Raw genomic sequence first — 870 nt, 5'->3', positions numbered from 1 at the left:
TTGTGGCGGTCATCCTCTACTCTGCCGTTGGTCACGCCATCTACCTCCAGTTCTCCGTCAAGATCGTCTTCAAGTCCCTTCTCGCACGTGACAGATATTTTCCCTTTAGACCCTCGTTATGAGCTTCTTTTTTTTTTTTTGCTCGAAGTGGGCGCGGGTACGCAACCGGAAAGCTGGATCGCGCAGCTGCTGGCCGGGCGCGACCGCACCCTGGCCGGGCCGACCGCGCCGCCGCAGGGACTGGTGTTCCTGCGTCCGCTGTATCCTCCCCAATGGGCCCTTCCCGCGGAAGTGACGCTGTGAACCGCACCCTCTATCGCACCCGGATCAAGTTCTGCGGCATGACCCGTCCGGGCGACGTGCGGCTGGCGGGCGAACTGGGCGTGGATGCGGTGGGTTTCGTCTTCGCCCATGCCAGTCCGCGCCGGCTGACCGCGGCCGAAGCGCGCCAGTTGCGGCTCGCGCTGGCGCCGATGGTCAGTGCGGTCGCGCTGTTCCGCGACAACACCTCCGCCGAGGTTCGCGAAGTCGTGCGCCAGGTGCGTCCGGCCCTGCTGCAGTTCCATGGCGACGAGGACGATGCGTTCTGCCGCGCGTTCCGCGTGCCATGGATGAAGGCGGTGCCGATGGCGTCCGGCGAAGCCTGGGACGCCCATGTCCTGCAGCAGCGCTGGCCCAACGCCGACGGCTTCCTGTTCTACAGCCACCGTCGCGGCGGTGCCGGCGGCACCGGCGAAGCGTTCGACTGGAGCCGCATTCCGACCGGGCTGCATCGTCCGTTCGTACTGGCGGGCGGGATCACGCCGGACAACGCGTTCGACGCGATCCAGGCCACGCTGCCGTGGGCAGTGGACGTGGCCAGTGGCATCG

At 66.8% G+C, this 870-nt stretch carries 1 protein-coding gene and 1 pseudogene; both read left to right on the top strand.

The features are described from left to right. A pseudogene (locus CSC78_RS18755) lies at positions 1–303 on the top strand (hypothetical protein); the annotation flags it as partial. Beyond that, positions 300–870, top strand: a 571-nt coding sequence (locus CSC78_RS18750) for a phosphoribosylanthranilate isomerase (protein WP_162339388.1), incomplete at its 3' end; no start/stop codon positions are given. The pseudogene CSC78_RS18755 and the gene CSC78_RS18750, both read left to right, overlap by 4 nt.

This window comes from Pseudoxanthomonas japonensis, from assembly GCF_010093445.1.
In the GTDB taxonomy this organism is placed as follows: Bacteria; Pseudomonadota; Gammaproteobacteria; order Xanthomonadales; family Xanthomonadaceae; genus Pseudoxanthomonas_A; species Pseudoxanthomonas_A japonensis.
The sequence above is the reverse complement of the archived record's forward strand: the minus strand, read 5'-3'. Positions and strand labels throughout refer to the sequence as shown.